The 23,857-nt window shown below is 71.1% G+C and carries 18 protein-coding genes and 2 pseudogenes; 6 read left to right on the top strand and 14 right to left on the bottom strand.

Annotation, left to right across the window (positions count from 1 at the left end):
* Positions 1 to 3: 3 nt before the first annotated feature.
* Positions 4 to 519 carry an MmyB family transcriptional regulator gene (locus ADL12_RS00930; RefSeq protein WP_482261696.1) on the bottom strand — a complete coding sequence of 172 codons (516 nt, stop codon included), beginning with the start codon at positions 517 to 519 and terminating at the stop codon, positions 4 to 6.
* Between ADL12_RS00930 and ADL12_RS49435 the strand changes: the two are divergent.
* Positions 495 to 1,003 (top strand): annotated as a pseudogene (locus ADL12_RS49435) (SDR family NAD(P)-dependent oxidoreductase); the annotation flags it as partial. The gene ADL12_RS00930 and the pseudogene ADL12_RS49435 overlap by 25 nt on opposite strands.
* A 39-nt stretch (positions 1,004 to 1,042) precedes the next feature.
* Here the strand turns inward: ADL12_RS49435 and ADL12_RS00925 are convergent.
* From ADL12_RS00925 to ADL12_RS00905, 5 genes are all read right to left on the bottom strand, one after another.
* Positions 1,043 to 2,620, bottom strand: coding sequence for a phytoene desaturase family protein (locus tag ADL12_RS00925; protein ID WP_062697348.1), 1,578 nt, complete (start codon positions 2,618 to 2,620; stop codon positions 1,043 to 1,045).
* A 79-nt stretch (positions 2,621 to 2,699) separates the two neighbouring features.
* The gene (locus tag ADL12_RS00920) at positions 2,700 to 4,940 is read right to left on the bottom strand and encodes a serine/threonine-protein kinase (RefSeq protein ID WP_062697347.1); all 2,241 of its coding nucleotides are present in this window, start codon (positions 4,938 to 4,940) and stop codon (positions 2,700 to 2,702) included.
* 63 nt (positions 4,941 to 5,003) lie between these two features.
* Positions 5,004 to 5,846, bottom strand: coding sequence for an oxygenase MpaB family protein (locus ADL12_RS00915; protein WP_208614445.1), 843 nt, complete (start codon positions 5,844 to 5,846; stop codon positions 5,004 to 5,006).
* Between the two features lie 9 nt (positions 5,847 to 5,855).
* Positions 5,856 to 7,034, bottom strand: coding sequence for an acyl-CoA dehydrogenase family protein (locus ADL12_RS00910; RefSeq protein ID WP_062697345.1), 1,179 nt, complete (start codon positions 7,032 to 7,034; stop codon positions 5,856 to 5,858).
* Between the two features lie 83 nt (positions 7,035 to 7,117).
* A complete protein-coding gene (locus ADL12_RS00905) occupies positions 7,118 to 7,498 on the bottom strand; it encodes a four-helix bundle copper-binding protein (protein ID WP_062697343.1) in 381 nt (126 codons plus the stop codon).
* Positions 7,499 to 7,646: 148 nt separating this feature from the next.
* Between ADL12_RS00905 and ADL12_RS00900 the strand changes: the two are divergent.
* Positions 7,647 to 7,928, top strand: a pseudogene (locus tag ADL12_RS00900) (DUF6479 family protein); the annotation flags it as partial.
* 94 nt (positions 7,929 to 8,022) lie between these two features.
* Positions 8,023 to 9,531, top strand: a complete 1,509-nt coding sequence (gene qcrB, locus ADL12_RS00895; RefSeq protein WP_079051776.1) for a cytochrome bc1 complex cytochrome b subunit — start codon at positions 8,023 to 8,025, stop codon at positions 9,529 to 9,531.
* On the opposite strand, the gene ctaF is transcribed toward qcrB, so the two are convergent.
* Positions 9,474 to 9,920: an aa3-type cytochrome oxidase subunit IV gene (gene ctaF / locus ADL12_RS00890; protein WP_062697341.1), complete on the bottom strand. Its 447-nt coding sequence runs from the start codon at positions 9,918 to 9,920 to the stop codon at positions 9,474 to 9,476. The genes qcrB and ctaF overlap by 58 nt on opposite strands.
* A complete protein-coding gene (gene ctaD / locus ADL12_RS00885; RefSeq protein WP_062697339.1) occupies positions 9,917 to 11,587 on the bottom strand; it encodes an aa3-type cytochrome oxidase subunit I in 1,671 nt (556 codons plus the stop codon). Before ctaD ends, ctaF begins: the two co-directional genes overlap by 4 nt.
* Before the next feature lie 254 nt (positions 11,588 to 11,841).
* On the opposite strand from ctaD, the gene ppk2 reads away from it, so the two are divergent.
* Positions 11,842 to 12,645, top strand: a complete 804-nt coding sequence (ppk2, locus tag ADL12_RS00880) for a polyphosphate kinase 2 (RefSeq protein ID WP_062697565.1) — start codon at positions 11,842 to 11,844, stop codon at positions 12,643 to 12,645.
* A 27-nt stretch (positions 12,646 to 12,672) separates the two neighbouring features.
* Here ppk2 and ADL12_RS00875 read toward each other — a convergent pair whose 3' ends face one another.
* The 4 genes from ADL12_RS00875 to ADL12_RS00860 all read right to left on the bottom strand — a co-directional run bounded on the left by ADL12_RS00875 (position 12,673) and on the right by ADL12_RS00860 (position 18,148).
* Entirely contained in the window at positions 12,673 to 13,554 is an 882-nt protein-coding gene (locus ADL12_RS00875; RefSeq protein WP_062697338.1) for a universal stress protein, read from the bottom strand.
* A 118-nt stretch (positions 13,555 to 13,672) separates the two neighbouring features.
* A complete protein-coding gene (locus tag ADL12_RS00870; RefSeq protein WP_062697336.1) occupies positions 13,673 to 16,069 on the bottom strand; it encodes a glycoside hydrolase family 65 protein in 2,397 nt (798 codons plus the stop codon).
* Positions 16,066 to 16,839, bottom strand: coding sequence for an HAD family hydrolase (locus ADL12_RS00865; RefSeq protein ID WP_062697334.1), 774 nt, complete (start codon positions 16,837 to 16,839; stop codon positions 16,066 to 16,068). Before ADL12_RS00865 ends, ADL12_RS00870 begins: the two co-directional genes overlap by 4 nt.
* Before the next feature lie 454 nt (positions 16,840 to 17,293).
* On the bottom strand, positions 17,294 to 18,148 hold the full coding sequence (locus ADL12_RS00860; protein ID WP_062697331.1) for a LysR family transcriptional regulator: 855 nt from the start codon (positions 18,146 to 18,148) through the stop codon (positions 17,294 to 17,296).
* Between the two features lie 83 nt (positions 18,149 to 18,231).
* Here ADL12_RS00860 and ADL12_RS00855 point away from each other — a divergent pair, with 83 nt between their 5' ends.
* Both ADL12_RS00855 and ADL12_RS00850 read left to right on the top strand, forming a co-directional pair.
* Positions 18,232 to 19,146: an EamA family transporter gene (locus ADL12_RS00855; RefSeq protein ID WP_079051774.1), complete on the top strand. Its 915-nt coding sequence runs from the start codon at positions 18,232 to 18,234 to the stop codon at positions 19,144 to 19,146.
* A 263-nt stretch (positions 19,147 to 19,409) separates the two neighbouring features.
* Positions 19,410 to 21,059 (top strand): TlrC/CarA/OleB/SrmB family ABC-F type ribosomal protection protein, encoded by a 1,650-nt coding sequence (locus ADL12_RS00850; RefSeq protein WP_062697328.1) that lies wholly within the window; start codon positions 19,410 to 19,412, stop codon positions 21,057 to 21,059.
* A gap of 66 nt (positions 21,060 to 21,125) precedes the next feature.
* Here ADL12_RS00850 and ADL12_RS00845 read toward each other — a convergent pair whose 3' ends face one another.
* The gene (locus tag ADL12_RS00845; RefSeq protein ID WP_062697326.1) at positions 21,126 to 21,920 is read right to left on the bottom strand and encodes an SAM-dependent methyltransferase; all 795 of its coding nucleotides are present in this window, start codon (positions 21,918 to 21,920) and stop codon (positions 21,126 to 21,128) included.
* 101 nt (positions 21,921 to 22,021) lie between these two features.
* Positions 22,022 to 23,827, bottom strand: coding sequence for an RICIN domain-containing protein (locus ADL12_RS00840; RefSeq protein WP_062697324.1), 1,806 nt, complete (start codon positions 23,825 to 23,827; stop codon positions 22,022 to 22,024).
* Positions 23,828 to 23,857 lie beyond the last annotated feature (30 nt).

Below are 23,857 nucleotides of genomic sequence, written 5' to 3'. Positions count from 1 at the left end.
CGCTCAGCCGGGAACGTGCAGGCGCTGGGCACCGACGACCGACAGGAACCGTAGCGCCTCGTCGGACGACGACCCGGGAGTGGCGGTGTGGATGACGACCCGCTGGTCCCGGTCGGCGATGTCGAGGACGTCGCAGTTGACCGTGACGGGACCTACGACAGGGTGGTCGAAGGTCTTGCGGAGGGTGGGCGCGGGGGTGACCTCGTGGGCCGCCCACAGTGCCGCGAACTGCTCGCTGTCGTCGAGGAGTTCGGCGATCAGAGCGGTCAGTTCAGGGTCGTCGGGGTAGCGGGCCGCCGCGGCGCGCAGTTGCCCCGCATCGGCGGGGGTGATGCGCTCGCGCCTGCCGCGCAGGAAGTCCGCCAGTTGTCGTCGGTCCACGTCCCCAGTATGCGCGGGTGCCGAGTGCGGGTGCCGAGTGCGGGTGCCGAGTGCGCAGCCAGGTACTGCCGGTGCCTGGATGAGCGGCGGCGGGCGGACCCAGGCTCGTTGCCATGACCCACGCACCGGACCACACATCGGCCGGCACACCGATCACCCCCACCACGGCCACCGGACTGCTCGTCGGCAAGGTCGCGTTCGTCACCTGCGCCGGGCGCGGCATCGGCGCCGCCGCCGCGCGGCTGTTCGCCCGCGAGGGCGCCCGCGTGGTCCTCGCGGCCCGCACTCAGACGCAGCTCAAGGCGGTCACCGAGGAGATCCGGGCAGTCGGTGGCACCGCGGAGTGCGTGCGCTGTGACCTGGCCGACGCCGGCAGCGTCCGGGCCGCCGTGGAACGGACCGTCGAGCTGTACGGCCGGCTCGACCTGGCCTTCAAAGGGGCCGTGGCTGGCCATGAAGGCCGAGATCGCCGACATCCGCGCGACCGCCGGGCGCGGGGCGATCGTCAACAACTCCATTCACGTACGGCCGGGAGGGCATTCGCGTCAACGCGATCGCGCCAGGTCTCACGTTCACCGAGATGGTCGACGAGTGGGAGCGCAACTCCCCCGGCATCGTCGACCCGTGTCAGCCGTCGGCGGCGTCCCGGGCCTGGGCGGCGTCAGCCGTCGGCGCTCTCCAGCAGCGCCATCGCCGCGTTGTGCCCCGGCACCCCGCTCACCCCGCCCCCGCGCACCGCGCCCGCCCCGCACAGCAGCACGTTCGCGTGCCGCGTCTCCACGCCCCAGCGCCCCGTGCCCTCCTGGGCGTACGGCCAGGTCAGCTCCCGGTGGAAGATGTTGCCGCCGGGCAGGCGCAGGTCGCGCTCCAGGTCCAGCGGGGTCTTCGCCTCGATGCAGGGCCGCCCGTCCGCATCCGTCGCCAGACAGTCGGCGAGCGGCTCCGCGAGGTGGGCGTCGAGCTGGGCGAGCGTCGACTTCAGCAGTTCCTCACGCACGGCGTCGTTGTCGCGTTCGAAGAGCCGGGCCGGCGTGTGCAGGCCGAACAGGGTGAGGGTCTGGTAGCCCTGCTCGACGAGGCCGGGCCCGAGGATCGTCGGGTCCGTCAGCGAGTGGCAGTAGATCTCGGACGGCGGCGCGGTGGGGAGTTCCCCGGCGGCGGCCTGGGCGTGGGCGGTGGCCAGTTGGCCGTAGCTCTCGGCGATGTGGAAGGTGCCGGCGAACGCCTCGCGGGGGTCGACGGAGTTGTCGCGCAGCCGGGGCAGGCGCTTGAGCAGCATGTTCACCTTGAGCTGGGCGCCCTCGGCGGGGGTCGGGGGCGTGTCGCCGGTGAGGGCGGCCAGTTCCTGCGGGGAGGCGTTCACCAGCACGTGCCGGGCGGCGGCGACGCCCTCACCGTCCGCCGTCCGATACGTGACCTCCGCCGTACGGCCGTCCGTGTCGATCCGTACCGCCTCGTGGCCGGTGACGACAGCCGCGCCCGCCGCACGAGCCGCCGTGGCCAGGGCGTCGGTGAGGGCCCCCATGCCGCCGACGGGGACGTCCCAGTTGCCGGTGCCGCCGCCGATCACGTGGTAGAGGAAGCAGCGGTTCTGCTTCAGGGACGCGTCGTGGGCGTCGGCGAAGGTGCCGATCAGCGCGTCCGTCAGGACCACGCCCCGCACCAGTTCGTCCATGAACCGGTCCTCGATCGCGACACCGATCGGCTCCTCGAAGAGGATCCGCCAGGCCTCCTCGTCGTCCACCCGGCGGCGCAGCTCCTCACGGCTCGGCAGGGGGTCGGTGAGCGTCGGGAACACCCGCTGGGCGACCTCGCCGGTCATGCCGTAGAACCGCTGCCAGGCCGCGTACTCGCGCTCGCCGCCGGTCAGCCGGGCGAACGCCTCCCGGGTGCGCCGCTCGCCGCCCCCGACCAGCAGTCCGGTCGGCCGGCCGTCGCGCTCCACCGGCGTGTACGAGGAGACGTTGCGCGTGCGGACGCGGAAGTCCAGTCCGAGGTCCCGGACGATCTTCTTCGGCAGCAGGCTGACCAGGTACGAGTAGCGCGACAGCCGTGCGTCGACGCCGGCGAACGGCCGCGTGGACACGGCGGCGCCCCCGGTGGTGTGCAGCCGCTCCAGTACCAGCACGGACCGGCCGGCCCGGGCCAGGTAGGCGGCGGCGACCAGGCCGTTGTGGCCTCCGCCGACGATGACTGCGTCGTATGTACGGTGTCCCGGGTGTCCCTCGTGTACAGGCATGGTTCTTCGTAACACGTGATGATCTAGGTCGGCCATAGGTCGGCCACGCAGGAGGCACCGGCAGGGGACCACACCGGGCTCACGGGCCTGCGGACCCCCGTTGCTGCCGCAGCACCGCCACCCGGCGGTACAGCTCGACGGCCTCCGCGCCCCGCCCGAGCTGCTGAAGGCAGTGGGCCTCGTCGTTGCGGCTGGCGAGGGTGTCGGGGTGGTCGGCGCCGAGGACGTGTTCGCGGGCGGCGGCCACCTTGCGGTACTCGGTGAGCGCGTCCGGCCAGCGGCCCAGCCAGCCGAGGCTCACGGCGACCTCGCGCCGGCTGACCAGGGTGTCGGGGTGGTCGGGGCCGAGGACGCGCTCGCGGATCGCGCACACGTCGCGGGATTCGGCGAGGGCCTCCTCCCAGCGGCCGAGTCGGCCGAGGTTGACGCCGAGGCCGTGGCGGGCGCGGAGGGTCTCGGGGTGGGCGGGGCCGTGCACGCGGGTGCGGTCGTCGATCAGCTCGCGGTAGAGCTGGAGCGCCTCCGCGCTGCGGCCGAGACGGCCGAGGCTGATGCCGACCTCGTAGCGGGCGGCGAGGGTGTCGGGGTGGTCCGGACCGAGGGCCTGGGCGCGGGCCTCGGCGACCTCGGCGTAGGTCTGCAGGGCCTCCGCCCAGCGCCCCAACTGACCCAGTGCGTAAGCGACTTCATAACGGGTGACCAGGGTGTCCGGGTGGCTCGGGCCGAGGACGCGCGCGCGGGCGGCGGCAACCTCACCGGCCATGCGGTACGAGTCCTCCAGGCGGCCGAGTCTGCTGAGGTTGAAGGCGAGGTTGTGGCGGCAGCGCAGGGTGTCGGGGTGGTCGGCTCCCATGGCGCGTTCCCGTGCGGTGAGCACGGACGTGTAGACCTGGTGGGCGTCGAAGTGGCGGCCCAACTGGCCGAGTACGTAGGCCATTTCCTGGCGGGCGGCGAGCGTCTCGGGGTGGTCCGGGCCGAGGGAGAGGCTGCGGGCGCGGGCGACGTGCTTGTACTCGCGCAGGGCGTCGGCGGCACGGCCGGTGCGACTGAGGGTGAAGGCGACCTCGTAGCGGCTGGCGAGGGTGTCGGGGTGGTCGGGCCCGAGGAGGTGCTCGCGCTCGGCGGCGACGGCCCGGTGCACCTCGCCCGCCTCGGTCCAGCGGCCGAGGCGGCCCAGGCTGAGCCCGGCGTTGTGCCGTCCGGCCAGCGCGGTGAGCGTAGCCGCGGAAGGGGCGGCAGGCTCGTCCGGTGCGGCGGTCTCCTCGGGGCGGCCGGTCGTCGACCGCGGGACCCACTCGCCGGTGAGGCCGGCCCCGGCGTCGGGAGGTGTGGTGCGCAGTCCGGCGCCGGTGGCCTTGTGGCCGGTGGTCATGCCCCGGGTCCAGGAGGGCAGGCGGGGTTCGCGGGCTACGGGCGCCTGGCGCCCGAGGTCCGGCTGCGGGGTCACCACCGTCGGCACGTACGCGGGTGTCGTACGGCCCAGGCCGATCCGCCGCCCCAACTCGCGGCCGTCGTACGGGCGTTCCTCGGGGCGTTTGGCGAGCAGGTCCAGGATGACCTTCTCGAAGTACTCGGGCAGCTCGGCGCGGTGACTGCGTGGCGGCCGGGGCGGGGTGTCGCGGTGGCCGACGAGGATCGCCCAGGGGTCGTCGAGGTCGAACGGCGGTACCCCGGTGGCGATTTCGTACAGCACGCACCCCAGCGAGTACAGGTCGCTGCGCTGGTCCACCTCGCCCCCGCTGATCTGTTCCGGCGACATGTAGTGCGGGGTGCCCATCGCGATGCCGGTGCCGGTCAGCCGGGAGGTGAAGCCGATGTCGTGGCCGAGGCGGGCGATGCCGAAGTCGCAGATCTTCACCGTGCCGTCGGCGAGCCGCATGATGTTCGCGGGCTTCAGGTCGCGGTGCACGATGCCCTGTTGATGGGTGTAGGCGAGGGCGGCGGCGACCTGGTCGGCGATCTCGACGACATCCGGGACGGGCAGCGGGTGGTGCTTGTTGTCCTCCAGGAGCTGACTGAGGTTGCGGCCCTGAAGCAACTCCATGACCAGGAACAGGATGCCGTCGGACTCGCCGAAGTCGTGCACGACGGTCACCCCGCGGTGCTGAAGCGCCGCGGCCACCCGGGCCTCACGCCGAAACCGCTCCCGCAGGACACGGGTGAAGGACTGGTCGTGGTGCGGTCCCAGCGGCTTGAGGCACTTCACGGCGACATGCCGGCCCAGCGACTCGTCGCGCGCACGCCACACCTCGCCCATACCGCCGCGCCCGATCGGATCGAGCAGCCGGTACCGGCCCTGGATCAGCCTGCTGTCCCCCATCTCCCGCGATCGCCCCCCGTCACGGTCCGCCCCACCCTCCCCCGGCTCGTCCAGTATGGCGAGCTATCGTCCGAGTTTGTACGGTGCCGGGCGCGAGCCCGGGCCGAGTCGGCTCATGGCGCGCAGGATGTGTTTCGGCGGGAGTTGCCAGCGCAGACGTGCGGGAATACAGCGCAGCAGGGTGCCCGTGGCACGCAACTGACGGGTGACGGTGGCGGGTTCCGCGGCCGGTCTGCCGTACAGCTCGTGGGCGTACGGCGGCAGAGCGGCATACGCCAACTGCGCCACGCGCCGCCACAGCACCTCGCGCGCCGGGACGAGAAGGGGGTGCGTCGGCGGGTGGAGCAGGAAGTCGTCCACCGCGCGTGCCTCGGGTCCGCACGCGAGCTCGGGCCGCACCTTCTCGAAGTACGCCGCCATCTCCTCCTGATTCGCCGGTACGGCGCCGGGGTCGAGGCCCACCAGGCGGGCACTGACCCGCTGTTCGGCGACGTAGCGGTCGGCGTGCTCGTCGGTGAGGCGAAACCCGGAGCGGCGCGCGACTTGCAGATAGGAGTCGATCTCGGCGCAGTGCACCCACAGCAGCAGCTCGGGTTCGTCGACGCCGTACCGCTCCCCCGTGTCCGGGTCGACGGCGGTCAGCATGCTGTGGATCTTCCGTACGCGGGCGCCCGCCCTCTCGGCGGCCTCCGTGGTGCCGTAGCTGATCGTGCCGACGAAGTTGGCGGTGCGCAGCAGCCGGCCCCAGGCATCCTGCCGGAAGTCCGAGTTCTGCATGACGCCACGTACCGCGCGCGGGTGCAGGGCCTGGAGGTAGAGCGCGCGGATTCCGGCGACCCACATCATGGGGTCGCCGTGCATCTGCCAGGTCACCGACGTCGGGGTGAACAGCCCGGGATCGCCCATGCCCGCAGGTTAACGCCGCACCCTCGGCATCCCCAGCCCGATCCACGAGATGATCTCCCGCTGGATCTCGTTGTTGCCGCCGCCGAAGGTGAAGATGACGGCCGAGCGGTAGCCGCGCTCCAGCTCGCCGTGCAGCACCGCGCCCGCCGAGCCCTCCTTCAGCGCCCCTGGTGCGGCGACGATCTCCATCAGCCAGGCGTACGCGTCGCGGCGCGCCTCGGAGCCGTAGACCTTGACGGCGGAGGCGTCCTGCGGGGTGAGTGTGCCCTCCTGGACGGCGCTCACCATCTTCCAGTTGAGGAGCTTGAGGGCGTCGAGCTTGGTGTGGGTCTGGGCGAGGCGGCGGCGCACCCAGGGGAGGTCGATGACCCGGCGGCCGTCGCCGAGCTTGGTCTCCATGGCCCAGCGCTGCACGTCGTGCAGGGCGCGGATGGCCATGGTGCCGTGGGCGGCGAGGGTGACCCGCTCGTGGTTGAGCTGGTTGGTGATCAGACGCCAGCCCTGGTTCTCGGCGCCGACGCGGCGGGAGACGGGGACGCGGATGTTCTCGTAGTAGCTGGCCGTGGTGTCGTGCGAGGCAAGGGTGTTGATGAGGGTGCAGGAGTAGCCGGGCTCGGTGGTCGGGACGAGGAGCATGGTGATGCCCTTGTGCGGCGGGGCCTCGGGGTCCGTGCGCGTGGCCAGCCAGACCCAGTCGGCCGTGTCGCCGTTGGTCGTCCAGATTTTCTGGCCGTTGACGATGTACTCGTCGCCTTCCCGTACCGCGCGCGTCCTGAGCGAGGCCAGGTCCGTGCCCGCGTCGGGCTCGCTGTAGCCGATCGCGAAGTCGATCTCGCCGGAGAGGATCTTCGGCAGGAAGTACGCCTTCTGCTCGTCCGTGCCGTACTGCATGATCGTCGGGCCGACGGTGTTCAGGGCCATCAGGGGCAGCGGTACGCCCGCCTGGGCCGCCTCGTCGAAGAAGATGAACTGCTCCATCGCGGTCAGGCCGCGCCCGCCGTACTCCTTGGGCCAGCCCACGCCGAGCCAGCCGTCCGTGCCGAGCCGCCGGATAGTCTTGCGGTAGTAGCGCTTCTGGTCGGCAGGGTTGGTGAATCGGGTCTGGGCGAGGTCCGGCACCAGCTCGGCGAAGTAGTCGCGCAGTTCGTTGCGCAGCCGCTGCTGCTCGGGCGTGTATTCGAGATGCACGGCGCCTCCAGGCTCCCCAAGGCCGGTCCTGACGGCGCACACCGTAGAACGTGTTCCAGAAATTGGGAATGGCGAGGAGCGGCTCAGTCGAGCGTGGCCATGAAGTCCGTGCAGGCCCGTGCGCAGTCACGGCACACCTGCGCGGTGTCCTCGCCGCCCGGGTACCGGTCGAAGAGGTGCGCGCACTCCAGGCACACCGACCGGGTCCACTCCAGCTGGACCCGGAAGGCAGCCTCGGCGCCCTCGTCGTGGCACTCCTCGGAGAGCACCCGGCAGGTCGCGTCGCACACCTCGGCGCACAGGATGCCCTTGCGGCGCAGAAGGTCCTGCTCCTCGGTCCCGTCCGGATCCACCAGGCTCACGCGCAGGGCACAGGCTCGAGCGCACTCGGTGCAGGCCTGCGCGGCCGCGAAACGGTCCTCCAGGAACTGGACGAGCTGCTGCTGGGACGTTGTCTGTGTCACATCGGTCGGGTAGCCGGAGCGGGTGAGCCCAAACCCGGTGCTCGCAAGGGTTCCGGCCGGGTCCGAGGGTGGCGCGGTCCAGCCGGCACGCCACTGAGCACGCCAGGTGATCGGGTTCGCGCGGGGTGCCAGGGGTACTCGCGGCCCCATGAGCTTCGCATGGACGGACATCGCCGCAGAAGGTGCGCTCGGCATCGGACTGGTCGTCGCCGGTCTGGTCGTCGTGGCGCTGCTCATCGGTGCCTTCGTGCTGGGCGCCCGGATCAGGCGCCGGGAACCGCCTCCGCCACGCCCCGAGGAGCAGCCCCGGCTGCCCGACGAGGGCCCGGTCCACGAGGTCCGGGAGCACCGGGAGCCCGACGAGGTGCCCAGGAGCGAGAGCCGGCTGACCCCGCACGAGCTGCCCGCCCACGGCAACGTTCCCTCCCGTACCTGACGCCGGACGCCTGGCCGGCGGGCAAACCAACGAGTGATCGTACGTGACTGTCCGTTTCCGGCCGCGGCAACCAGGGCACTCGTGATCCGTGCTGTGGAGGAGGAGCAGGGCCCGTGCCGACACGGAAGCCCGTCATGCCGCTCAGCGCACCGCCGACTTTGTCGACGCGCGACTGCCGCTCTCCGAGGGCGGCGGTCTGCTGCGCAAGGCCTTCCCCGACCACTGGTCCTTCCTACTGGGCGAGATCGCCCTCTACAGCTTCGTCGTCCTGCTGCTGACCGGCGTCTGGTTGACGCTGTTCTTCCAGCCGTCGATGACGGAGGTCATCTACCACGGCTCGTACGTGCCGCTCGCCGGGAGCCGCATGTCGTCCGCGTACGAGTCGACGCTGGACATCAGCTTCGATGTGCGCGGCGGTCTGCTGCTCCGTCAGCTGCACCACTGGGCGGCCCTGGTGTTCCTCGCCGCGATCGGGCTGCATCTGCTGCGGATCTTCTTCACGGGCGCGTTCCGCCGGCCCCGCGAGGCCAACTGGCTGATCGGCGTGACCCTGTTCATGCTGGCGCTGGCCGAGGGCTTCGCCGGCTACTCGCTGCCGGACGACCTGCTGTCGGGGACGGGCCTGCGGATCGCCCAGGGCATCATGCTGTCGATCCCGGTGGTGGGGACGTATGTGAGCATGTTCGCGTTCGGCGGCGAGTTCCCGGGCGAGGAACTGATCCCGCGGCTGTACGGGCTGCACATCCTGCTGCTCCCCGGACTGCTGCTCGCGCTCATCTCGGTGCACCTGATCCTGGTCTTCTACCTCAAGCACACGCACTGGGCGGGCCGCGGCCGCACCAACCGCAACGCGGTCGGCAAGCCCATGTTCCCGCAGTTCACAGCCGCTTCGGGCGGCCTGTCCCTCATGGTCTTCGGGGTCCTGACGCTGCTCTCGGGGGTCGCGCAGGTCAACCCGATCTGGGCGTACGGCCCCTATCGCGCGGACATCGTGTCGACGGGTTCGCAGCCGGACTGGTACGTCGGATTCCTGGAGGGCTCGCTGCGACTGGTGCCGCCCTGGGAGACGGTGGTGGCCGGGCACACGGTGATGTGGAACGTGCTGTTGCCCGCGGTCGTGCTGCCGGGCGTCCTGTTCGCCGTGCTGTACGCGTACCCGTTCGCCGAGCGGTGGGTGACCGGTGACCGGGAGGAGCACCACCTGTGCGACCGGCCTCGCGACAGGCCCGTGCGCACGGGACTCGGTGTCGCGGCGATCAGCTGCTACGCCGTCCTGCTGGCGGCCGGCGGAAACGACATCATCGCGTACTCCTTCAGCATCTCCCTGAATGCGCTGACCTGGGTGTTCCGGATCGCCTTCGTGCTGCTGCCGCCGCTCGCGTTCATGGTGACCAAGCGGGTCTGTGTGGCGCTGCAGGAGGCGGACCGGGAGCGGCTGACGGAGGGTGAGGAGACCGGCGAGGTGCGGCAGACCATCGCGGGCGGCTACGAGGAGAGCCACGAGCCGCTGGACGAGGAGCGGCAGTACGTGCTGAGGGCCTATGGCCACCGCGGCGAGGAAGAGCGGGCACCGTCGGCGGACGAGCTGGAACGCTGAGCGTCGTCCCGGCCCACGTACTGGAACACCATGCCGAACACGCCGTGCCCGAGCACGCCGACGCCGAGCAGGAACAGCCACAGGCCGTAGACGACGCCGAGCGCCGCCAGGACGGAGCCCAGTGCGGTCGTGAGGGGCCAGGGGCTGCGCGGCGCGAAGAAGTGGAGCGGGCCCGCGGTGTCGGCGACTTCGGCGTCCGGGCGGTCCTGTGCCCTCAGGCCCCGTCTGCGGTACTGCATGTGCAGGAAGAACGCGACGAGGGCGGCCATCAGGAAGGCGACGGTCAGGACGGCGGTACCGGCGGGTTCCTTGGAACGCCAGCCGTAGCCGACCGTGGTGACGAGGAAGAACCCCGCCACGCCGATGAACAGACGGGCCTCGGTCTTCACTGCTGCTGCCTTTGGTCGAGGCGGGCGATGTCGGGGTGGTGCAGGTCGAACGCCGGGGACTCGGAGCGGATCCGGGGCATTGCCGTGAAGTTGTGGCGCGGGGGCGGGCAGGACGTGGCCCATTCGAGGGAGCGGCCGTATCCCCAGGGGTCGTTCTGGGCCACCGGTGTTCCGTAGTGGGCGGTGCGCCAGACGTTGTAGAGGAACGGCAGCGTGGACAGCCCGAGGAGGAACGCGCCGATCGAGCTGATCGTGTTGAGCAGCGTGAAGCCGTCCGCGGCCAGGTAGTCGGCGTAGCGGCGGGGCATGCCCTGCTCGCCCAGCCAGTGCTGAACCAGGAACGTGGTCTGGAAGCCGACGAAGAGGGTCCAGAAGTGGATCCGGCCGAGGCGTTCGTCGAGCATTTTGCCGGTGAACTTCGGCCACCAGAAGTAGAAGCCACCGAACATCGCGAAGACGACCGTGCCGAACAGCACGTAGTGCAGATGGGCGACGATGAAGTACGAGTCGGTGAGGTGGAAGTCGAGTGGCGGGGAGGCGATGATGACGCCGCTCATGCCGCCGAGCAGGAACGTCACCAGGAAGCCGCAGGCCCACAGCATGGGTGTCTCGAAGGACAGGGAGCCGTGCCGCATGGTGCCGATCCAGTTGAAGAACTTCACTCCCGTCGGCACGGCGATGAGGAAGGACATCAGGGAGAAGAACGGCAGCAGTACGGCCCCGGTGGCGAACATGTGGTGGGCCCACACCACCGCGGACAACATGGTGATGGCGATGGTGGCGCCGATGAGGCCGACGTAGCCGAAGAGCGGCTTGCGGCTGAACACCGGGATGATCTCGGAGATGATCCCGAAGAACGGCAGCGCGACGATGTACACCTCGGGGTGGCCGAAGAACCAGAACAGGTGCTGCCACAGCAGCGCGCCGCCGTTCGCCGCGTCGTAGATGTGCGCCCCGAACTTGCGGTCCGCCTCCAGGGCGAACAGAGCGGCCGTGAGGACGGGGAACGCGGGCAGGATCAGGATCGAGGTGAACAGCACGTTCCAGGTGAACAGCGGCATCCGGAACATGGTCATGCCGGGGGCGCGCAGACACAGGATCGTGGTGATGAAGTTGACCGCGCCGAGTGTGGTGGACACACCGGTCACCACCAGGCCCATGGCCCACAGGTCACCGCCCGAGCCGGGGCTGCGCACCGCACTGTTGAGGGGCGCGTAGGCGAACCAGCCGAAGCTCGCCGCTCCCCCGGGTACGACGAAGCCGGCCACGACCATCAGGCCGCCGCCCAGGTACAGCCAGTACGACAGGGCGTTCAGCCGCGGGAAAGCCACGTCCGGGGAGCCGATCTGCAGCGGCATGATCGCGTTGGCGAACCCGGCGAACAGCGGGGTCGCGAAGAGCAGCATCATGACCGTGCCGTGCACCGTGAACAGCTGGTTGTACTGGTCGTTGCTGAACAACTGGAGCCCGGGGCGGGCGAGTTCGGCCCGCATCAGCAGCGCGAGGACGCCGCCGAGGAGGAAGAAGCCGAAGGCGGTCGTCATGTAGAGGTTGCCGATCACCTTGTGGTCGGTCGTCGTCGCCCACCGCAGCAACGCCCGGCCGAGTCTCCCGCGCTGCCGGGGCGGCGTCGGGCGCGCCGGCTGGGTCCTGCTGTCCACCGCCATGCGGCGCTGGGTACCCGGGCAGCGGCGGTGTCAGTCCTGCTCGCCGCGGCATTCACCCGTGCGCCTCACGAGAGTGGATCCCGGCGCATACGGCACCCGCAGCCCACATCCGGGGGATCGACACCGTCCGTGCGCCCACCCTGCCCGCCGGATGCCGGCCTGCGCAAAGGCCGCAGGTGTGCGTCCGGGGTGCGCGGCTCACCGTCGGTCAGTACGGTGCTGTTCTGGTGTTCGGGCAGGCGGCGGGAGGCGGCATGGCCGGCGACAAGGCGGAGAAGCTGCCGCGCAAGACGTACGAGAAGGAACTGCTGCGCCTGCAGACGGAGTTGGTGAAACTGCAGGAGTGGGTGCGTGCGGAGGGCGCCCGTCTGGTCGTCGTCTTCGAGGGGCGGGACGCGGCGGGCAAGGGCAGCACCATCAAGCGGGTCACGGAGCATCTCAACCCACGGGTGGCGCGGATCGCGGCCCTGCCCAAGCCGACCGAGCGCGAGCGCTCGCAGTGGTACTTCCAGCGGTACATCGGGTATCTGCCGGCCGCCGGGGAGATCGTGCTGTTCGACCGCAGCTGGTACAACCGGGCCGGTGTCGAGCACGTCATGGGCTTCTGCAGCAAGGAGGAGTACCAGCTCTTCCTGCGCCAGTGCCCCATCTTCGAGCGGATGCTGGTGGAGGACGGGATCCTGCTGCGCAAGTACTGGTTCTCGGTGAGCGACGAGGAGCAGCAGGACCGCTTCCGGCGCCGCCTGGAGGACCCCCTGCGGCGCTGGAAGCTGTCCCCGATGGACATGGAGTCGATCACCCGCTGGGAGGAGTACTCCCGGGCCAAGGACGAGATGATGGTGCACACCGACATCAGCGAGGCGCCCTGGTACGTCGTCGAGAGCGACGACAAGCGCCGGGCCCGGCTGAACATGATCGCCCACCTGCTGGACTCGGTGCCGTACCAGGACGTGTCCCCGCCAGTCCCGGACCTGCCCGACAGGCCGGAGTCCACCGGCTATCAGCGGCCGCCGCGCGATCTGCAGAACTACGTCCCGGACCACGCGGCGCACCTCTGAGCCCGGCACCCGGGCCATTCGCCCCCGTCACCCCTCACCGGACCGCACGACAACAACCGGGCAGTGCGCGTGGTGGAGCACGGCCTGGCCGACCGAGCCCAGGAGCAGCCCGGCGAACCCGCCCCGCCCGCGTGCCCCGACCACGACGAACCCGGCCTCGGCGCTGGCCTCGATGAGGGTGTGGCGGATCCGGCCGCGCACCAGCCTGCGGTCCACGGCCACGTCGGGGTACACGTCGCGCAGCCCGCCCAGCGCCTCGGCGAGCACGCGCTCCTCCTCGTCGCGCAGCCGGTCCTCGTCGTACGTCACGAAGGGCGGGTCGGCGGGAGCCTCGTAGGCACGCTCGGTCCGGGTGCTCCAGGCGTGCAGCGCCACCAGGTCCGTGCCGTGCAGGGATGCCAGGGCGAAGGCGAACTCGACGGCTCCCCGGGCGGCGGGCGAGCCGTCGACGGCGAGGAGGACGGGCCCGTCGGGGTTCGGCCTGCCGCGCACCACCAGCACCGGGCAGGCGGCGTGGGCGGCCAGATGACCTGCGGTGGAGCCGAGCAGCAGGGCGCCGAAGCGGCTGTGGCCCCGGCTCCCGACCACGGCCAGGGATGCGGTGCGCGACTCGATCTCCAGCACCGTCAACGGTTCGCCGACGACGACTTCGCGCACGATCTCGACGCCGGGCGCCGTCTCGTGAGCGCGCCGCTCGGCCTTGGTGAGCGTGCCGTCGATCAGCTCGCGCAGCCCGGCGCCGCTCGGCTCCCAGGGCCGCCCGCCGGCCGGTATGTGCGCGGCCGGCCGGACGAAGGCATGCACCAGCCGGAGCCGAACGCCCCGCAGCCCTGCCTCGCGCGCCGCGAACTCCACGGCCGCCAGACTCGACGGCGAACCGTCCACCCCTACGACAACCGGGCCGTTCATCGCGCTCCCCTTTCCGTGCAGGAACCGCGGGTTTCCGCGCCGGATCCCGCGGCTTCCACGCAGGCTCCGCCGTCCTCCCAGCCTCTCCCCGTCGGCCGTGTCCCGCACCGGGCCGGCCTCACTCCGGAAGGACGAGTCGTCCCGTCTCCCCCGGCTGCAGGGTCACCTCGCGGCCCGGCAGCCGTAGGTCGATCGGTGAGATGTCGTGGGACGGGACCGCGATCTCCAGCAGTCCGCGTTCCAGGCGCAGGCGTACGCCCCAGTTGCCCTGGTAGCGCAGGGCGAACCCGTACGAGGACAGCTCGGGCAGCGGCACGGGGTCGAGCCACAGTGCGCCCTCGCGGGTCTCCAGGCCGGTCAGCCCGCGCTGGACGAGGTCGAGTGTGCCGGCCATCGCGCCGAGGTGGATGCCCTCGCCGGTGGTGCCGCCCTGTACGTCGGCGATGTCGCCCTGGAGGGCCTCCTGGCAGAACTTCCACGCCTCCGCCCGCCGGGCGCGGGCCAGCACCCAGCCGTGGACCAGGCCGCTGAGCGTGGAGCCGTGACTGGTGCGGTGCATGTAGTAGTCGACGGTGCGCCGCCAGGTGTCCTCGTCCAGCCGCACCCCCAACCGGTGGAACAGGCCCCGCAGTTCGGCCGGAGAGAAGAGGTAGCCGAGCATCAGGACGTCGGCCTGTTTGGAGGCCTTGTAGCGGTTGACGGTGTCGCCCTCCGCCTCCAGGATCCGGTCCAGCCGGCGGATGTCGCCGTACTGGCCGCGGTAGCCGTTCCAGTCGAGCTCGGCGAGGTCGCCGTAGCCCGCGAACTGGCTGATGACGTTGTCGTGGAAGGGGACGTGGAGGGTGCGCGAGACGTCCTCCCACCGGTCGAGTTCGCCGGCGTCCAGGCCGGTGCGCTCGACGAGTTCGCGGCGGCGGGGCTCGGGCAGGGCACCCAGCAGCTCCATGGTGCGGGTGAGCACCCAGGCGGCCATGACGTTGGTGTACGCGTTGTCGTCGAGGCCGGGCGCCGCGGCACCGGGGTAGGACTCGTGGTACTCGTCGGGGCCGACGACGCTCTTGATGCGGTGGCGGCCCAGGCTGTCGTCGTAGACGGCCTTGTGCGCCCAGAAGCGGGCGATCTGCAACAGCATCTCGGCGCCCTTGGTGTGCAGGAACTCCATGTCGCCGCTCGCCTCGCAGTATCGCCACACGTTGTACGCGATCGCCGAGCCGACGTGGTGCTGGAGATGGGAGTGGTCGGGCAGCCAGCGTCCCGAGCGCGGGTTGAGATGCAGTTGCTGGGTTTCCTCACGCCCGTCGCTGCCACTCTGCCAGGGGTACATCGCCCCCCGGTACCCCGCTGCCCGGGCACTGGTGCAGGCCTGTTCGAGGCGCCGGTGGCGGTAGCGGAGCAGGGCGCGGGAGACCTCGGGGAAGTGCAGGTTGAGGTAGGGCAGGACGAACAGTTCGTCCCAGAAGACGTGGCCGCGGTAGGCCTCGCCGTGCAGTCCCCGGGCGGGCACGCCGACGTCGAGGTCGGCGGTGTGCGGGGAGAGGGTCTGCAGGACGTGGAAGAGGTGCAGGCGCAGGATGCGGCCCGACTCGCCGGGGACGTCGAGTTCGGCGCGGCGCCACAGCTGGCCCCAGGCGGCGCGGTGGGACGCGACCAGGGAGTCGAAGCCGGGGGCCCGGCCCACCCGGTCGACGGCGGCGTGCAGCGGGTCGCTGATGGCGGGGTCGTGGGAGGTGTGCAGGGCGACGGTCTTGTCGATGGTGACGGTGCGGCCGGGGGCCAGGTCGAGCGTCAACTGCTGGATGGCGTACGGCCGTTCGTGACGGCTCGTGACGTGCACGTCGGCGGTCAGCCGGGCCGCGATGCCGATCCGGATGTCGGAGGTACGGGTGCGGCAGCGCAGCCAGACCGTGTCCGGGGTGGCGGTGCCGGTGTGGATGTGGGTCAGATGGCGGCCGTCGAGGTCCCGGTAGCGCGGCACGCCGGAGTTGGTGACCGAGCCGTCGAGAGCCGCCTCCACCTCGAGCGGGCCGGAGAATCCCTCAGCCGTGAACTCGGTGCGCAGAGCTGCCAGATGTGGATCGGCCATGTGGACGATCCGCTGCTGACGCACCGTCAATACCCGGTCGTCGCCGAGGCCGTACCGCGTCCGGCGCTCCAGCATCCCCGCGGACAGGTGCAGCAGCTGCCGGTGGTCGAGCACGGTCGCGGTGTCGGGGACGATCCACTGCCCGTCGGGGAGGCGAAAGCGCAGGGGCAACCAGTTCGGGACGTTGACCATGTCCTCGTTCCCCACACGGCGGCCCGCCACCCTGGAGGTGAGCCGGTTGTAGATGCCGGCCACATACGTTCCCGGATAGTGGACCTCGTCGGCGGCGCACTCGGGAAGCGCGCCCCGGGTGGCGAAGTAGCCGTTGCCGAGCGTGCACAGCGACTCCCGAAGGCGTTCGTCGGCGGGCCTGTAGCCCTCGTACTCCCAGCTCCAGCCCGTTTCCTCGGCCTCCGAGCTCCGGTCCGTCACGTCGGCGCTCCTCCCGCGCAGAGTTCTCCGAGGTCGGGGACGACGATGTCGGCGCCGTGCCGCAGCAGCCGCGCCCCGGTGTCCGCACCGGCGGCCCGGTCCACGCCGACCACCAGGGCGAATCCGCCGCGCCGACCCGCCTCCACCCCGGCCAGGGCGTCCTCGACGACGGCGGCCCGGTCGGCAGGGACGCCGAGCCGGCGGACCGCCTCCAGGAACAGATCGGGCTCCGGCTTGCCCGCCAGGCCCAGCCGGGCCGCCTCGCCGCCGTCCACGAGGACGTCGAACAGGTCGAGCACCCCTGCCCGGCTCAGCAACTCGCCGGCGTGCCGGGATGCGGAGGCCGCGGCACGGGGCACTCCCGCCGCACGCAGCGCCTTCACCAGCCGTACGGTCCCCGGGTAGGCCTCGACGCCGTGCTCGCGCAGCTTCTCGGTGAACAGGCGCTCCTTGTCCGCGGCGACGGCCCGCACGGTCTCGGCCGATGCCTCGATGCCGCGGGCGACGAGGAAAGCCTCGGCTCCGTCGAGGCGGGACTTGCCGTCGACGTACCGCAGGTAGTCGTCCTGCTCGTCGAAGGGGCGACGCCGGTCGGGGTCCTCGGGCGGGTGGGCGCGCAGGAAGCCGTCGAAGGCCACCTTCCAGGCGGCGGCGTGCACCTTGGCCGAGTCGGTGATCACTCCGTCGGTGTCGAAGACGACGGCGCGTACGTCGCGCAGGGCGGGGGCGAGCGCCTCGCGCGCCCTGTCGGGGGTCGGGGGCCTGTGCATCGGTCACCCCCACCGCGCCTGGTCGGTTTCCGGGCCGTGTGCGGGGCAGCACCGTGCGCATGCGGCATCCGGGGGATGTCCGCGTACGTCGGCGTCACGGAACGCGAAACGCACAGCGTCCTCACCTCCACTCGACGGCTCTCCCGCTGCCGGCAGGATCCGCTCATGGGTACCCGTCAGGCCCGCCTTGTCACCTTCCGACATCGCCTGCTGCCCGTACAGGGGCCGAGCGGCCCTGGCGTATCGGCCGCGCGCATGGTGTGCTGGAGGTGACGGGAAGGACCCAGAACCGGCGCGGGGAAGCGGATGACGGCCGCGCACCGCGCAATCAGGATCCGCGAGAAGTGGATAGGGCCCTTCCCGCCCTTTTGCGTCGTGGCCTTTCGCCCCCTGTGGCGCCTTGTGGTGTCGCCCGCCGCTCCCCTGCCGGGCGTGAGTCGCCCGCGTACGGGCCTCAGTCGCCCCGGTACAGCGTCGTGAGCAGCTCGATCGCGGCCTGGGCGGCGGGAGGCGGGTCGTCGCGCCACCAGGCCAGCCGTACGGCGATGGGCACGGCGTCCCGTACCGGCCGGTAGACGATGCCGGGGCGCGGGTACTGGTAGGCGGTGGCCTCGGCGGTCACGCCGATGCAGCGGCCGGTGGAGATCACCGTGAGCCAGTCGTCGACGTCGTGCGTCTCCTCGGTCGCCGGACGCGCGTCGGGCGGCCACAGGTCGGCGGTCGTGGTACCGGTGCGGCGGTCGACGAGGAGGGTACGGCCGCTGAGGTCGGCCAGCCGGACCGCGCGGCGCCGGGCCAGCGGGTCGTCGGCGGCCACGGCGCACAGCCGCCGCTCCAGCCCGACGATCGCGGAGTCGAACCGCCGGTCGTCCACCGCGCGGCGTACGACGGACAGGTCGCAGGCTCCCTCGGCGAGACCGGCGGAGGCCGAGTTGACGCGCACGAGTTGCAGATCGGTCCCGGGGTGCGCGGCTGCCCAGCGGCGCTGAAAGGCCGGGGTGTGTCGGCCGAGCGCCGCCCAGGCGTAGCCCATCCGCAGCCGGCCGTGGCCGGAGCCGGCCTCCCTAACCAGGTCGTCCACCTCGCCGAGCACCCGCCGGGCGTGCGCCAGGACGCGCAGCCCGGTCCCCGTCGGGCTCACCTCGCGGGAGGTCCGCCGCAACAGCCGTACGCCCAGGGCCCGTTCGAGCGAGGCCAGCGAGCGGGAGACGGCTGCCTGGGAGACGCCGAGGGCGATGGCGGCGTCGGTGAAACTGCCCTCGTCGACGATCGCGACGAGGCAGCGCAACTGCCTCAGCTCCACATCCATGCCTCAAGTATCCATGACTCAAGCGTATAGCTGCCGACGGGGACGCATTTTGCGCAAAGATCGGAAGTCCGCACGATCGGCTCATGCGCACTCGACCCGCACCCGCGCCGGCCCAGGCGGCCCCGGCGACCCAGGCGGCCCGGCCCGTCGAGAACCCCGGGCACCCCGGTGGCCGTCTCGCAGGCGTGGCCACGATGATCGGCAGCGGTCTGTCCACCCAGACCGGCGCCGCGATCGGTTCCCTCGCCTTCCCCGTCCTCGGCGCCGTCGGCGTCGTCGCCGTACGCCAGTACGTCGCCGCCCTGGTACTGCTGGCCGTCGGCAGGCCGAGGCTGCGTTCGTTCACCTGGCACCAGTGGTGGCCGGTGGTCCTGCTGGCCCTGGTGTTCGGCACCATGAACCTCTCGCTGTACTCCGCGATGGACCGCGTCGGCCTGGGTCTGGCGGTGACCCTGGAGTTCCTCGGGCCCCTCACCCTGGCCCTGGCCACCTCGCGCCGCCGCACGGACGTCTGCTGCGCGGCGATCGCCGCGGCCGGCGTCGTCACCCTGATGCGCCCACAGCCCTCGACCGACTACCTCGGGATGGCCCTGGGCCTGCTGGCCGCCGGCTGCTGGGCGTCGTACATCCTGCTCAACCGCACGGTGGGCCGGCGCATCCCCGGAGCCCAGGGCGCGGCCGCCGCGGCCGGCCTGTCCGCCGTGATGTTCCTGCCGATCGGCATCACCGTCGCCGTACGGCATCCGCCGACAGCCGACGCCGTCGCCTGCGCGGTCGCGGCCGGTGTCCTCGCCTCGGCCGTGCCCTACCTCGCGGACCTGTTCACCCTGCGGCATGTGCCGCCCCGGGTCTTCGGCCTGTTCATGAGCGTCAACCCGGTCCTCGCGGCCATGGTCGGCTGGGTCGGCCTGGGCCAGGGTCTGGGCGGGCCGGAGTGGGCGGGCATCGGCGCCATCGTCGCCGCCAACTCGTTGAGCATCCTGACGTCACGGAACTGACGCACAGTCACGTGGGCCGGGTTCGCCGCCAGGAAAAGGACTTGCCGGCGCGCAGATTTCCGGCCTACGGTGCTGCGCATGGGTTCTCTGTGACAGTCCCCGCGCGACCGCGTTGAGCTCGGCTCCGCCCGTCGCGCGTTCTCATCCGTGCTTGCGCTCCTCCCGTGACGCCGCCTGCCCGGCGTGCAGCGGAGTGATCCGGCGTGCGCGGATGCGTCCATCCGCCCGTTCCGATCGGTTCGGCCGAGAACTGGGGACTTTCCATGTTCACTGCACAGCTGTCTCTTCAGCACGTCACCCGCCGCTACGACGACCACGTCGTACTGGACGACGTGTCCTTCAACGTCAAACCGGGCGAGAAGGCCGGCATCATCGGCGACAACGGAGCAGGAAAATCCACCCTGCTGCGACTGATCGCCGGTCAGGACCGGCCCGACAACGGCGAGCTGACTGTGATCGCGCCCGGCGGCGTCGGCCATCTCGCCCAGTCGCTCGCCCTCCCACCCGAGGCGAGCGTCCAGGACGCGGTGGATGTGGCCCTTGCCGACCTGCGCGATCTCGAAGCGCGGATGCGCCGCGCCGAGGCCGGACTCGAGGGCCTGGCGGGAGCGGAGCTCACCGCGGCGCTGGACGGCTACGGCCACTTGGTCGCCCAGTACGAGGCGCGCGCCGGCTACGAGGCCGACGCCCGGGTGGACATCGCCTTGCACGGCCTCGGGCTGCCTGGTCTGGCACGGGACAGGACCCTGGGCACCCTGTCGGGCGGTGAGCGGTCCCGGCTGGCGCTGGCCGCGACCCTCGCGTCCCAGCCCGAGCTGCTGCTGCTGGACGAGCCGACCAACGATCTCGACGATCAGGCGGTGGGCTGGCTGGAGGCCCATCTGCGGGCGCATCGCGGCACCGTGCTCGCGGTCACCCACGACCGGGTGTTCCTGGAACGGGTCACCAGCACGATCCTGGAGGTCGGCGACGGCAAGGTGACGCGTTACGGCGACGGCTACGACGGCTACCTCGCCGCCAAAGCCGCCGAGCGGCGGCGCCGTCTGCGGGAGTACGAGGACTGGTGCGCGGAGCTGGCCCGCAACCAGAAGCTGGCCGCCACGAACGTGGCTCGTCTGGAGGCGATCCCGCGCAAGCTGCCGTTCGCCGTGTTCGGCCAAGGCGGCTTCCGCGCCCGCAGCCGCGGCCACGGGGCGATGAGCCGCATCCGCAACGCGAAGGAACGCGTCGAACGACTGACGGACCATCCGGTGGCGCCGCCGCCCGAACCGCTGGTGTTCGCCGCCCGCATGGCGACTGCCGACGGCCGGACCTCGCAGGCGGCAGCGGAGCTCACCGGCATCCGGGTCGGGGACCGGCTGCACGTGCCGTCACTGCGGGTCGGCGGCGAGGAGCGGCTGTTGATCACCGGGCCCAACGGCGCCGGCAAGACGACACTGATGCGCGTGCTGGCGGGTGAGCTGCGGCCCGATGAGGGGACGGTGCGCACGCGGGGCCGGGTCGGGCACCTGAGGCAGGAGGAGACTCCGTGGCCGCCCCGCCTCACGGTCCCCCAGGCGTTCGCGTACGACCGCGGAGGCGACCTGGACGAGCACACCGACCACCTCCTGTCGCTCGGCCTGTTCAGCCCCTCCGACCTGCGCCTGAAAGTGAGCGAACTGTCCTACGGGCAACGGCGCCGCATCGAACTGGCCCGCCTGGTGACCGAACCCGTCGACCTGCTGCTGCTCGACGAGCCCACCAACCATCTCTCCCCCGCCCTGGTCGAGGAACTGGAAGGAGCCCTGGCCGGCTACCGGGGCGCGGTGGTCGTCGTCACCCACGACCGCCGCTTGCGCACCCGCTTCACCGGCACGCACCTGGAGCTGAATGCAGGCCAGGTCGCACAGCTTCAGGAGGCCGCAGCGAGCTGAGCCCCGAAAGTCCCCCATCCCAGGTGGGACAGCGCACCTCGCACTGTCCCACCAGCGGCGTGGACGTCACGGCTTTCGGGCCACACCGCCGAAGTCGTCGACCTCGGCGGGAGCTTGCCCACCGGGCTCGCTGGGGCGCCACCGGGAGACGGAGACCACGCCGGGCTCCAGCAGCTCAAGGCCCGCGAAGAACCTGGCTAGTTCCTCCGGGCTGCGGTTGACACGGGGGTTGTCGCTCGCCTCGTTCCACTGCTCGATCATTTCGCGCATCTGCCGCGGGTTGAGCACCTCGGTGTCGTCGCACAGCACGAGGTGGCTGCCGGAGGGCAGGGCGGCCATGAGGCGGCCGACGATGTCGTAGACGGTGTCGTCGGTGATGTGGGCGGTGATGCCCAGCAGGATCAGCGCGACCGGCTGGGTGAAGTCCAGTGTCTTGGCGGCCTGTTCCAGGATGGCTTCGGGGTCGCGCAGGTCGGCGTCGATGTAGTCCGTGGCCCCCGCGGGCGTGCTGGTGAGCAGGGCCTCGGCGTGGGCCAGGACGACCGGGTCGTGATCGACGTAGACGATCCGGGTCTCGGGGACCAGTCTCTGGGCGACCTCGTGGGTGTTGTTCGCGGTGGGCAGGCCGGTACCCACGTCGAGGAACTGGCGTATCCCGGCCTCCCCGACGAGGTACTCCACCGTCCTGACGAGGAACGCCCGCTGTGCCAGGGCAATGTCGAGGATCGCCGGGTTGGCACCGGCTATCTGGTCGCCGACCTGCCGGTCGATCTCGTAGCAGTCCTTGCCGCCGAGCCAGTAGTTCCAGATCCGGGCGGAGTGCGGCACGCCGCTGTTGATGAGTGGACGTTCAATTGCCATGGGTGCTCCCCGAGTTGAGCGGACGTCACGGCATAACCTAGACGCACCGGAACGACGGCCGGAGACGTCTCACCTCCGGCCGTCGTACGTGCGGCCGGGGCCTACTGGACGAGCTCCCAGTCCTGTGAACCGTCGTTGACCGCGTTCTGCAGGGTCAGCGGCGCGCCGGCGGTCGCACCGGTCAGGTACAGGCTCGTGTTCTTGACCGACTGCAGCTTGTAGAACCCGTCGGCGGTCTTGATGAGGTTCCAGCTGCCCGTGGAGCTGTTGTCGACCCACTGGCCGATCCGCTGGCCGACGGTCGCGTTCCCGGTCCAGATGGCCGCCGCGCGGCCGCCGGACTTGTTGAGAAGACTCACGCCACCGTTGGGTTCGGTCACCACGTGCCAGAACTGGGTGTCGCCGTTCGCCACCGAGCCGGGCGCCTCCAGGCGGACGTCGGGAACGTCTCCGTTGCCGATGTTCGCGTCATTGGTCTTGTTTCCGGTGCCGATCACCTGGTCGGTCCTGCGGTTCACCAGTTGGTGGTAGGCGCCGTCCGAGTGGCCGAGGTCGACCTCGGCGAAGCGGAGCGTCGACGTGCCCTGGTTGTTCAGGATGGAGACGCGGCCGGTGCCCTCGACGTACTGCAGGTTGCGGCTGTATCCGGCCTGCGAGGTCGTCTGGTACTCCTTCCAGGCGCCGTCGCCGCGTCCGCTCTCGTTGACCCAGACGTTGCCGCTGCCGGCGGCGTTGTAGACCAGGCGACCGCCGGGAAGCCTGATGATCACCGGACTGCCGCCCGTCGCGAGAGCACGGGAACCGGCGTCGAGCGGCAACGAGGTGACGCCGGTGCCCGTGGCGGAGCCGCGGTAGAACTTCAGCGGGTCGTCGGCAAGCACGTACCTGGTGTTGGCTCCGCCGGCCCAGTACTCGAAGGTCAGCAGCCACTTGCCGTCCGTCGTCCGGACGACGTTCGTCATGCCCGGCCGTCCGCCTCCGATCTCCGTCTTGCCGCCACCCATGTCCTGGGTCAGTCCGGCGATGTCGACGACGGGGGCGCTCCACGCCGCACTGCGGCCGTCCCAGGTCTTGTGGACGAGGATCTGGCCCTTGGAGTCCGTCGCGGTGTCGTTGGCGGGGTCCAGGGTGGGGACGCCCGTGGTCGCGTTGAAGCCGGTGTAGTCGTTCTCGTCGGAGTAGTAGCAGACGAGCTGGCCCTTGTAGACCATCAGGTACGGCTCCCAGAGCGGGTCCACCTGCTTGTTCGTGTTCGCGGCGGCGATGTTCTGGCCGGTCGCGCCCGCGCTGCCACCCTGCCAGCCGCCGGTGGCGACGACGTTGACGACCTTCCACGTCGCGCCGTCGTCGGTGCTGGAGTACAGGGCGATCGCCAGGTCCTTGCGGTCGCCGTCGTTGGACGGCGTCCAGTTGGGGTCGGCGGCCTTGTGCTCCTTGTAGTAGTAGTCGTCGCCCGACACGACACTCGCGAGGAGCAGGGTGCCCTGGTTCAGGTTCCCGACGTCCTGCGGCAGGACGTAGAGGTACGGGTTGGTCCAGTTGCTCGTGTACCTCGCGTACTGGGGGTCGCTTGAAAGGTACGCCGGGGCCTTGACCTCGGACAGCGGCTGCCACGTCGTCCCGTGGTCGTCGCTCTTGTACACCGGGAGCGTCTGCTTGTCCGCGCTTCCAGTCTCCGCGACGACCGTGGACTTCTCGAACGACGCGACCAGCCGCCCGCCCGGCAACTGCGCCGACTTCGGGTAGACCGCGCAGTTGCCCCGCCCCTTCAGACACGGCTCGTTCCCGAGCTGGTACAGGGTCCCGCCCGTCGGGTTGTACGCCTGCGCTCCGGACGCGGGTATCGCCAGCATTGCGGATGCTGCGGCGACGGTTCCCAGCGCCCTTCCCAGCCTTTTTCTGTGCATTGCCCCTCCTTTGGGGATGACCACGGTGAT

Source organism: Streptomyces regalis, assembly GCF_001509475.1.
GTDB classification, from domain to species: domain Bacteria; phylum Actinomycetota; class Actinomycetes; order Streptomycetales; family Streptomycetaceae; genus Streptomyces; species Streptomyces regalis.
The sequence above is the reverse complement of the archived record's forward strand: the minus strand, read 5'-3'. Positions and strand labels throughout refer to the sequence as shown.

Bases quoted from the DNA above. Each gene is read 5' to 3' on its own strand.
- ADL12_RS00840 (WP_062697324.1), bottom strand. From the start codon at position 23,827: ATGCACAGAAAAAGGCTGGGAAGGGCGCTGGGAACCGTCGCCGCAGCA.
- ADL12_RS00865 (WP_062697334.1), bottom strand. From the start codon at position 16,839: ATGCACAGGCCCCCGACCCCCGACAGGGCGCGCGAGGCGCTCGCCCCC.
- ctaD (WP_062697339.1), bottom strand. From the start codon at position 11,587: ATGGCGGTGGACAGCAGGACCCAGCCGGCGCGCCCGACGCCGCCCCGG.
- ADL12_RS00855 (WP_079051774.1), top strand. From the start codon at position 18,232: ATGCGCACTCGACCCGCACCCGCGCCGGCCCAGGCGGCCCCGGCGACC.
- ADL12_RS00860 (WP_062697331.1), bottom strand. From the start codon at position 18,148: ATGGATGTGGAGCTGAGGCAGTTGCGCTGCCTCGTCGCGATCGTCGAC.
- ppk2 (WP_062697565.1), top strand. From the start codon at position 11,842: ATGGCCGGCGACAAGGCGGAGAAGCTGCCGCGCAAGACGTACGAGAAG.
- ADL12_RS00930 (WP_482261696.1), bottom strand. From the start codon at position 519: ATGTGTGGTCCGGTGCGTGGGTCATGGCAACGAGCCTGGGTCCGCCCG.
- ADL12_RS00875 (WP_062697338.1), bottom strand. From the start codon at position 13,554: ATGAACGGCCCGGTTGTCGTAGGGGTGGACGGTTCGCCGTCGAGTCTG.
- ADL12_RS00845 (WP_062697326.1), bottom strand. From the start codon at position 21,920: ATGGCAATTGAACGTCCACTCATCAACAGCGGCGTGCCGCACTCCGCC.
- ADL12_RS00915 (WP_208614445.1), bottom strand. From the start codon at position 5,846: ATGGGCGATCCCGGGCTGTTCACCCCGACGTCGGTGACCTGGCAGATG.
- ADL12_RS00925 (WP_062697348.1), bottom strand. From the start codon at position 2,620: ATGCCTGTACACGAGGGACACCCGGGACACCGTACATACGACGCAGTC.
- ADL12_RS00850 (WP_062697328.1), top strand. From the start codon at position 19,410: ATGTTCACTGCACAGCTGTCTCTTCAGCACGTCACCCGCCGCTACGAC.
- ADL12_RS00920 (WP_062697347.1), bottom strand. From the start codon at position 4,940: ATGGGGGACAGCAGGCTGATCCAGGGCCGGTACCGGCTGCTCGATCCG.